The following is a 7,127-nucleotide window of genomic DNA, read 5'->3' as shown; positions in this document are numbered from 1 at the left end:
TGAGGGATGAGCAAGGTGAAGGTTGCGATTATTGGGTCGGGGAACATTGGGACGGATTTGATGTTCAAGGTGATTCGGGGTGGGGTGAATTTGGAGTTGGCGGCGATGGTGGGGATCGACGCGGCGTCGGATGGTTTGGCTCGTGCGGCGCGGTTGGGTGTTCCGGTGACGCATGAGGGTGTTGAGGGTTTGGTCGCGATGCCGGGGTTTGGGGAGATCGAGATTGTGTTTGATGCGACGAGCGCGAGGGCGCATGTGCATAACGCTTCGGTGTTGGAGCCGTACGGGAAGCGGTTGATTGATTTGACGCCGGCGGCGATTGGTCCGTATGTGGTGCCTGCGGTGAATTTGGATGAGCATGTGGATGCGTCGAATATCAATATGGTGACGTGTGGGGGGCAGGCGACGATCCCGGTGGTCGCGGCGATTAGTGCGGTGGTGCCGGTGGTGTATGCGGAGATTGTTGCGTCGATCGCGTCGCGGAGTGCGGGGCCGGGGACGCGGGCGAATATTGATGAGTTCACGGAGACCACGTCGTTGGCGATTGAGCGGGTGGGGGGTGCGGGTCGGGGTCGGGCGATCATTATTTTGAATCCGGCGGAGCCGCCGTTGATGATGCGGGACACGGTGTTCGCGTTGGTCCGGGTCGAGGATGAGTCGGTGCTGGATGGGGTGGTGGCGAGTGTGGAGGAGATGGTTTCCCGGGTGGCGGGGTATGTGCCGGGGTATCGGTTGAAGCAGCCGGTCACGATCCGGCCGGTGCCGGCGGATCAGCCGGTGGAGACTCTCCTGGACCCGGGCTATGCGGGGGGGCGTCCGACGCATCAGGTGTCGGTGCTTTTGGAGGTGGAGGGTGCGGCGCATTATTTGCCGGCGTATGCGGGGAATTTGGACATTATGACGTCGGCGGCGGTGCAGACTGCGGAGCGGATCGCTGTTGTGAAGGCGGGTGTGTGATGGGGTCGAAGATTTTCGTGCAGGATGTGACGTTGCGTGATGGGATGCACGCGGTCCGGCATCGGATCACTCCGGAGAACGTGAAAGCCATCGTCCGCGCGTTGGATGCGGCGGGGGTGGATGCGATCGAGGTTGCGCATGGGGATGGGCTCGCGGGGGGGTCGTTGAATTATGGTCCGGGGTCGAACAGTGATTGGGAGTGGATTGAAGCGGCCGCGTCCGTGATCGACCGGGCCCGGCTTACCACGTTGCTTCTTCCCGGGGTGGGGACGATTCATGAGTTGACGCGGGCGTATGAGTTGGGGGTGCGGTCGGTGCGGGTCGCGACGCACTGCACGGAAGCGGATATTTCCGCGCAGCACATCGCGGCGGCCCGGGAGTTGGGGATGGATGTGTCGGGGTTTCTGATGCTGTCCCACATGAGCGGCCCCGTGGAGTTGGCTGCGCAGGCGAAGTTGATGGAGTCGTACGGGGCGCAGTGCGTGTATGTCACCGATTCGGGGGGGAGGCTCACGATGGACGGGGTCGCCGAACGGGTCCGCGCGTACCGGGACGTGTTGGATCCGGGGACGGAGATCGGGATTCACGCGCACGAGAACCTGTCGTTGTCGGTCGCGAATTCCGTGGTCGCGGTGCAGAACGGGGTGTTCCGGGTGGACGCGTCCCTCGCCGGGCACGGTGCGGGGGCGGGGAACTGCCCGTTGGAGGCGTTTATCGCGGTCGCGGACCTGTCCGGGTTCGAACACGGTTGTGATCTGTTCGCGTTGCAGGACGCCGCGGACGACCTGGTCCGGCCCTTGCAGGACCGGCCCGTGCGGGTCGACCGGGAAACCCTGACCCTGGGGTACGCGGGGGTGTATTCCAGCTTCCTCCGCCACGCCGAGAACGCGGCCGCCACCTACCAGCTCGACGTCCGCGACATCCTCGTCGAATGCGGACGCCGCGGCCTCGTCGGCGGCCAAGAAGACATGATCATCGACGTCTCCCTCGACCTCCTTGCCACCCACACCTGAACGTCGCGAGACCGGCGTCATGCCCGCGAACGCATCCTTCGTCTTCGACGGCTTCGCCGAGCTCCCCGACTACGGGACGGATCGGCGGAGCCCGGCCTCGGCGCGGGCGGCACTGGATCGCGATGCGCGGATGCAGCGTGAGGTCTTCCCCGAGGCGGATGTGCAGACGCGGGAGCAGCTGGCCGCTCCGCTGACGTATGACGATCTGGCCGATCGCCTGTTCGTCGAGTCGGGGATCGACGTCGCCGCCGTGCACGCGTCGGCGACGCCCGGTCCGCAGGGCGATGTGTTCGCACTCCGCGACCGGCTTCCCGGACGCGTGCTCGTCATGGCGCGGCTCGATCCGTTCTTCGGCCTCGAGCGCGCGCTCGACGAGCTCGACGCCCTCGCCGACCGGGGAGTGGCGGGGATCAGCCTCGACCAGTACCGGGTCGTGGACGGCGAGGACCGCAGCTTCTCGCTCGCCGACGAGGACACCATTCATCCGCTGCTCGAGCGGTGCGTCGAGCGGGGGATCCGCGTCGTGTCCGTGCGGAAGGGAAACCCGCGCGGTCTCGACCCGCTCGACCCGTACCGGGTCGCCGACCTCGACCAGGCGGCGCGCCAGTTCCCGACCCTCCAGTTCGAGCTCGTCCACGCGGGCCTCGCATTCCTCGACGAGGTCGCCCTGCAGATGGCCCGGTTCACGAACCTCTGGGCGAACCTCGCGGGCGCGAACCACTTCGCGATGCGTCAGCCGAGACGCCTGGCAGAGGTGCTGGGCGAGTTCTTCCTCCACGGCGCCGAGGACCGGATCCTGTTCGGCAGCGGGGCACTCGGGCATCCGCGCCCTGTCGTCGAGGCCCTCCGCACCTTCCGGATGCCGGCGGACATGGTCGACGACGGCTATCTCGAGCTGACCGACGAGCGTCGGGTGAAGCTCCTGGGTGGCAACGCTGCCCGGCTGCACGAGCTGGTGCGCTGAATGCTGGACGACGACGTCTTCGTCGCCGATGCGCTTTCGCTCGCCATCGACTACGGCGGCGAGGCGCGCGAGGAGAGCCGGCTCACTCAGGCGATGGCGGACAAGGACCTCGGCGTCGTCGAGGGGCTCGTGCCGGCGGAGTACCTCCTCGAGAAGGAGCGCTACCAGCAGAGCTTCTCTGTGGATGCGCTCGTCGACGCCCTGTTCCTCGAGAGCCCGATCGACCTCACCTGCTTCCACAGCGCTCAGCTGTACGGTCGGGCGTATTCGCCGATCGAGATCGGCGCGGAGCTGCGTCGCCGGCACCCGGCGCGGACGCTGCTCTACGGCGCGCTGACCTCCGAGCCGGACGCGGGAGCGCGGATCGCCGATCTCGAGCGTCAGGTCGAGGAGTACGCGATCGACGGCCTCGGCGTGCGCCCGTGGGACTTCGTCGACGGCGTCGCGCGCGAGATCTCGCTCAGCGACCGGGCGCTGATGTACCCCGTGCTGGAGCGCTGCGTCGAGCTGGGCGTGACGGTGATCGCGGTGCACAAGGGCCTGCCCGAGGGCCTCGCTCCGGCGGACCCCTACCGCCCGTCCGACCTCGACTACGCGGCGCGGGACTTCCCGACCCTCCGGTTTGAGGTGGTCCACGCGGGCTACGGGTTCCTCGAGGAGTCCGCATCGCAGCTCGAGCGCTACCCCAACGTGTGGGTCAACCTCGAGGCGTCGATGCTCTACGTCATGCGGCGCCGGGGCAAGTTCGCCCGGATCGTCGGCGCGTTCGTACGCGCGGGCGGCGCGGACCGGCTGCTGTTCGGCAGCGGCGTCCCCTCGGCCCACCCGCGTCCGATCATCGAGGCCGCGTGGGACTTCAGGATGCCCGACAATCTGCTCCGCCGTGGCTACCCGGAGATCACGGAGGAGATCAAGCGCGGCATCCTCGGTCTGAACTTCGCGCGCCTGCACGGGATCGACGTCCCGGAGAGGCTCGCGACGATCCGCGACGACGACGTGGAACGCGCGCGGCGCGCGCACGGTCTGCGTGCGCCGTGGAGTCACGGGCAGCCGTGACACCCCGGAGGCGCAAGCCCGGTCCGGTCAGCGGGCCCGGGGGCGTCTCGACGAACGAGCGCGAACCTACGCTCGACATGGTCTGAACAAGAGAGGTCCGACGTGGCAACCGAACTCATCCTGAAAGACGAGCCGACGGCGAAGCCGCTGACGGAGTGGAAGTCGATCGCCGTCGAGCTGCTGGGCACCCAGACGCGCTTCGTACGCGGCGAACGGTGGCGTCACCGCATCATCGAGGCCGGCTTCGACCAGCCCGACGCCGAGCCGCTCATCCTCATCCACGGCATGGGCGGCCACGCCGAGACGTTCGCCCGCAACATGCACAATCTCGCGGCGCACGGCTTCCACGTGATCGCGATCGACGCGCTGTTCCACGGCTACACCGACAAGGAGCCGTGGAACCCCGACACCGAGCTCGACCTGCAGGCCGAAGCCCTCGCCGACCTCGTCCGCGCGCTCGGTTACGAGAAGGCGCACATCGAGGGGGAGTCGCTCGGCGCCTCCATCCTCTTCGAGTTCGGCCTGCGCTACCCCGAGCTGTGCGGCAAGATCATCCTGAACACCGCGATCGGGCGCGTGCGGCTGAACAAGACCGACTTCGCGATCCGCGAGGGCGAGGGCGAGGACTTCAAGCGCATTTCGCAGCTGTCGGTCACCGAGCCCTCGTTCGAGACGATGCAGCCGCGGATGCAGTGGCTCGTCGCGGACCCGTCGTCGATGACAGACGAGATGGTCGACGTCCGGCTGCGGCTGTACAGCGATCCCGCGATCCACACGGCGATGAAGCGGGTCTACCGCCTCGACGGCGGCGAGTACGGTCCCCAGTTCCAGCCGCGCCACGACGAGAGCACGCTCGCCCGCTTCGAGCACGAGACGCTCGTCTTCTGGACGGACCTCAACCCCGGCTACGGTCCCGACTACGCCGAGTACGTCGCCGGCAAGCTCCCGAACGCGAAGTTCTACATCATGCGGGATGCGGCGCATTGGCCGCAGTGGGAGAAGCCCGAGGAGCACGACCAGGTGCTCATCGAGTTCATCAAGGGCGCATAGACGGAGGCGACGGGATGCACGTTTCGTACCAGCTGGCCCGGGAGCACTTCGCCTCGGCCATCGACGGCGTCGAGGTTGAGCGGGAGGAGGTTCTCCCCGGCTGGAACACGCACGACCGGTTCGGCATCATCGTGGACCGACCCTATGGCGCGGTCGGGGCATCGCTGCTGATCCAGCTGGCCATCACGGCCTACTACGACATCCGTGAGACGCGGCGCACGGGAGCCCCCATCTACCCGGAGGTGTACGTCTTTCACGTCGGCCGCTACCACGGCAGCCACGCCTGGTACGACGTGTTCCCGCCGCGCAAGGAGGTGCTCGTGCCGGACTCCCCGGCCGAGATCCTCGAGGCCATCAACGACCGCGCGATCACCCGTCTGGCGGTCGTCGACGGCACGCCGCGCGCCGACCTCCGCCACCACCTGAAGGAGCCGGCGACGGCTCTGGACCGCATCGAGAGCGCGTGGGCGTACTCGCCGACCGGACGCGTGGCGGATGCCGACCTGTCGATCCGCGCGCTGCACCGGCGCGGCGTGAAGAACACCACCAGCATCCTCACGCCGGGCAGCAGCTACGACGAGGTGCTCAAGACCGCGGCGGAGAACAAGGCGCGGCTCCTGGAGCTCAACCCCGGCGGTGTGCCGGAGGACGACGGCGACATGATCGAAGGCCCGGATCGGTCCGCGGGCATCGACGACGCCGAGATCGCGCGGCTCGCTGCCCAGCGCGACGAGATCTCCGAGAACGGCTTGCCGCGGGAGACCTACCGTCGCATCCCCGTGGCCGACGCGATCCGGATGCTGCCCAGCGGCGCCTGAGACCGGCGGCTCCGGTCCGGCTGGTGGAATCGCGTTTCGATGGGCGTGATACCGCCCGTCGAGGATCGGTTCCGCGAGCGCCGGTCCCGAGGCGGCCGCAGACGATCTCAGGAGAGGAACTCGATGGAGCCCATCGTTATCCAGGAGCAGGGCAGCTTCATGTTCGGCGGCGCCGTCGCCGACTTGGACGGCGGCACCACCATGCACGGTGATCACGGATACGTGCAGTACCAGATTCCCGCCGGCGCCACGAAGGTCCCGCTCGTGCTCTGGCACGGCTTCGGGCAGTCGGGCAAGACGTGGGAGACGACGCCCGACGGCCGCGAGGGCTTCCAGAACATCCTTCTACGCCGCGGCCACCCGGTCTACATCGTCGACCAGCCCCGCCGCGGTCGGGCCGGCCAGACGATCACCGGGAAGATGGTGCCGGACGCCACCGACGAAGGCAACTTCTTCAACGACCAGGCGGTGTTCGAGGCCTTCCGGCTCGGCCGCTGGACGCCCGGCGGCGAGCCGGAGTTCTTCGAGGGCCTCGCGTTCCCGCAGGACCCGACGTCGGTGAGCCAGTTCCTGCGCTGGGGCACCCCGAACACCGGCCCGGAGGACTTCAGCGATGAGGTCCGCGACGTCATCAGCGACGCGATGGCGGAGCTGTTCGACCGGATCGGCCCCGCGGTCCTCGTGATCCACTCGAACGGCGGCCAGTACGGCTGGCTGGGCGCGATCAAGTCCTCGAACGTGCGGGCGATCGTCGCCTACGAGACCGGCGGCGGGCAGATCTTCCCCGAGGGCAACCCGCCGGCTCCCGTCGACTACACAGAGGAGCCGTGGCTCGAGCCCTGGGTCGAGCCGAACATCGTCCCGGACGAGCAGTTCGCGCGCCTCGCCCGCATCCCGATCCAGGTCGTGTGGGGTGACAACGCCGAGACGCTCCTCGAGCAGCGGCTGTACCTCGAGCGGATCGGACAGCTGATCGAGCAGCTCCGGGCTCTCGGCGGCGACGCGGAGCTCCTCGAGCTTCCGAAGATCGGAATCACGGGCAACACGCACTTCCCGTTCTCCGATCTCAACAACGTCGAGGTCGCCGACGTCCTGAGCGGCTGGCTCGACGACAAGGGCCTCAACGCCTGACCCGCGACGCCCCGGGAGGAGCCCAGGAACGCGGCTCCTCCCGGGGCGAGGCGGACGCCGGACCACTGAGTGAAACGCTCGGTCGAGCCGCGTTTTGTTCGGACCGTACGTTCAAACGGTCCGCGCCCCCATAAGCCC

General features: G+C 68.0%; 7 protein-coding genes. All 7 read left to right on the top strand.

What is annotated here, in order from left to right; genetic code table 11:
* Positions 1 to 6 precede the first annotated feature (6 nt).
* The 7 genes from ABCS02_RS32525 to ABCS02_RS32495 all read left to right on the top strand — a co-directional run bounded on the left by ABCS02_RS32525 (position 7) and on the right by ABCS02_RS32495 (position 6,989).
* A complete protein-coding gene (locus ABCS02_RS32525; protein ID WP_345837348.1) occupies positions 7 to 957 on the top strand; it encodes an acetaldehyde dehydrogenase (acetylating) in 951 nt (316 codons plus the stop codon).
* The gene (gene dmpG, locus ABCS02_RS32520; protein WP_345837347.1) at positions 957 to 1,970 is read left to right on the top strand and encodes a 4-hydroxy-2-oxovalerate aldolase; all 1,014 of its coding nucleotides are present in this window, start codon (positions 957 to 959) and stop codon (positions 1,968 to 1,970) included. Before ABCS02_RS32525 ends, dmpG begins: the two co-directional genes overlap by 1 nt.
* A 19-nt stretch (positions 1,971 to 1,989) precedes the next feature.
* The gene (locus ABCS02_RS32515) at positions 1,990 to 2,934 is read left to right on the top strand and encodes an amidohydrolase family protein (protein WP_345839863.1); all 945 of its coding nucleotides are present in this window, start codon (positions 1,990 to 1,992) and stop codon (positions 2,932 to 2,934) included.
* On the top strand, positions 2,935 to 3,990 hold the full coding sequence (locus tag ABCS02_RS32510) for an amidohydrolase family protein (protein WP_345839862.1): 1,056 nt from the start codon (positions 2,935 to 2,937) through the stop codon (positions 3,988 to 3,990). It abuts the gene before it with no gap.
* 102 nt (positions 3,991 to 4,092) lie between these two features.
* Positions 4,093 to 5,040, top strand: coding sequence for an alpha/beta hydrolase (locus ABCS02_RS32505; RefSeq protein ID WP_345839861.1), 948 nt, complete (start codon positions 4,093 to 4,095; stop codon positions 5,038 to 5,040).
* Positions 5,041 to 5,054: 14 nt separating this feature from the next.
* Positions 5,055 to 5,858 carry a hypothetical protein gene (locus tag ABCS02_RS32500; RefSeq protein WP_345839860.1) on the top strand — a complete coding sequence of 268 codons (804 nt, stop codon included), beginning with the start codon at positions 5,055 to 5,057 and terminating at the stop codon, positions 5,856 to 5,858.
* A gap of 123 nt (positions 5,859 to 5,981) precedes the next feature.
* On the top strand, positions 5,982 to 6,989 hold the full coding sequence (locus ABCS02_RS32495) for an alpha/beta fold hydrolase (protein WP_345839859.1): 1,008 nt from the start codon (positions 5,982 to 5,984) through the stop codon (positions 6,987 to 6,989).
* The last annotated feature ends 138 nt before the right edge of the window (positions 6,990 to 7,127 follow it).

It is taken from the genome of Microbacterium sp. X-17 (assembly GCF_039615055.1).
The sequence above is the reverse complement of the archived record's forward strand: the minus strand, read 5'-3'. Positions and strand labels throughout refer to the sequence as shown.

Excerpts from the sequence above, each read along its gene's own strand:
- ABCS02_RS32500 (WP_345839860.1), top strand. The coding sequence starts at position 5,055 with ATGCACGTTTCGTACCAGCTGGCCCGGGAGCACTTCGCCTCGGCCATC.
- ABCS02_RS32525 (WP_345837348.1), top strand. The coding sequence starts at position 7 with ATGAGCAAGGTGAAGGTTGCGATTATTGGGTCGGGGAACATTGGGACG.
- ABCS02_RS32510 (WP_345839862.1), top strand. The coding sequence starts at position 2,935 with ATGCTGGACGACGACGTCTTCGTCGCCGATGCGCTTTCGCTCGCCATC.
- dmpG (WP_345837347.1), top strand. The coding sequence starts at position 957 with ATGGGGTCGAAGATTTTCGTGCAGGATGTGACGTTGCGTGATGGGATG.
- ABCS02_RS32495 (WP_345839859.1), top strand. The coding sequence starts at position 5,982 with ATGGAGCCCATCGTTATCCAGGAGCAGGGCAGCTTCATGTTCGGCGGC.
- ABCS02_RS32515 (WP_345839863.1), top strand. The coding sequence starts at position 1,990 with ATGCCCGCGAACGCATCCTTCGTCTTCGACGGCTTCGCCGAGCTCCCC.